This window comes from Shouchella tritolerans (assembly GCF_025770735.1).
Classification (GTDB): domain Bacteria; phylum Bacillota; class Bacilli; order Bacillales; family Bacillaceae_D; genus Shouchella; species Shouchella tritolerans.
Map to the genome: position 1 here is coordinate 1 of NZ_JAODPB010000022.1, position 1487 is coordinate 1487.

General features: G+C 43.0%; 4 protein-coding genes. All 4 read left to right on the forward strand.

Annotated features, from left to right (window positions below; genetic code table 11):
• Window positions 1–178: 178 nt before the first annotated feature.
• The 4 genes from N6H06_RS22915 (at window position 179) to N6H06_RS22930 (ending at window position 1360) form a co-directional block, all read left to right on the forward strand.
• Entirely contained in the window at window positions 179–517 is a 339-nt protein-coding gene (locus N6H06_RS22915; RefSeq protein WP_263708056.1) for a RyR domain-containing protein, read from the forward strand.
• Between the two features lie 10 nt (window positions 518–527).
• Entirely contained in the window at window positions 528–650 is a 123-nt protein-coding gene (locus N6H06_RS22920) for a hypothetical protein (RefSeq protein ID WP_263708057.1), read from the forward strand.
• A 75-nt stretch (window positions 651–725) separates the two neighbouring features.
• Window positions 726–1073: a hypothetical protein gene (locus N6H06_RS22925; protein ID WP_263708058.1), complete on the forward strand. Its 348-nt coding sequence runs from the start codon at window positions 726–728 to the stop codon at window positions 1071–1073.
• 65 nt (window positions 1074–1138) lie between these two features.
• Entirely contained in the window at window positions 1139–1360 is a 222-nt protein-coding gene (locus N6H06_RS22930; protein WP_041823948.1) for a hypothetical protein, read from the forward strand.
• Window positions 1361–1487 lie beyond the last annotated feature (127 nt).

Below are 1487 nucleotides of genomic sequence, written 5' to 3' on the forward strand. Positions count from 1 at the left end.
CGCGCTCCTTTATGCGGCAGCACTCAAAAGAGTGTTAACTCCCGTTACGGCACTGGGCGAGGGGCAGGAGGCGACAACACCAAACGGCTTTTGTCCGCTTACGCGGCGTGAAAATTCCAAAAAGCGTGTATGAGCCATAAGGCCGTATGCGCTTTTTTATATGAGGGGAGATCGAACAATGATTGATTATAAACAAATTGCTAAAACAGCGCATGAAGTAAATAGGATGTATTGTCTATCAATTGGCGATAATAGTCAGCCTACTTGGGAAGATGCGCCGCAGTGGCAAAAAGATAGTGCGCTAAATGGAGTTTCCTTTCATATGGAAAACGACGTTACCCCAGAGCAGTCGCATGAGAACTGGCTACTAGAGAAGCAAAATGCTGGTTGGCGTTATGGGCCTGTAAAAGACCCGGAGAAAAAAGAACATCCTTGTTTTGTTGCATATAACGATTTGCCCAAAGAACAGCGTGTGAAAGACTACTTGTTTAAAGCGGTAGTTGACTCATTTAAATAAGGTGTCAAACATGAAGAAAGTAAGCGTAAAAGAATGCAAAACGTGCATCTGGCTTAAACGGGTAAACGAGCAAAAAGCCACATGCCCGTTTGCTGGCTGTTTAAAGGGAGTCGGTAAAGCTGGACGCCCCTAAAATTTTCTATTTTTGTGTAGAAAGTTGCAGGATACTAGCCGTCTCTGTCGAATTAGAGGGGCGGAGGTGGCTAAGATGCCTAATAAAATGTTTGCAGAATTGCAGTCGACATCAATTAGAGGCGCGAACAGATTAAGTGCCCATTATTTAACTGGAGAATTGACCAAAGACGAAGCAAGGGAAATAATACCGGAACTGTTGTCCAACGTAAGAGGTAATAACGATGTTGTTAATATGTATCTGAGCTTTGATTCAAATGACAAAAAGTTTAACAATACTTATTGCAGGGTTCAATGGTCGGCAGAAGGCGCCTTGCACGTGCCTCCTATCAAAGAGGACGAAATAATTGACGGTGAAATCTACGTAAAATGGATAAATGAACACGCAACACTTAGAGAGATATTAGAAAAAGAAGAAGAATAACACCTGAAAAGAGAGTTGCCCACAGGGTGGTTCTCTTTTTGTGTGTATTGCGAAGGAGAGTACTTATGAACCTAGATGATAAGAGACGAGAGAAGAACGGGGGATACTCCAAAAAGAGTCTAGTGGAACAATTTCTTAGTGAACAAGAAGACATCGAAGAATTTTCGATTGTCTGCACATATAAAAACGGAGAAGTAGGGGTCTACCATTCAACAGAGGACAAGATACAGCAAGTGGGCATGATGGAAGTGGGGAAAGGCATGTCTATCCTGGATAGATTTGAATAAAATGTCTAAAGTGCATAGCTTGAAGCCATGGGAGGTAGTAGAATTCTCCTGGGGAACGGCTGTAAGGAAAAGAAACGGTGACTGGACGCATGTATTCATAGGCGATCAGGAGCTGGATGTAACGGGA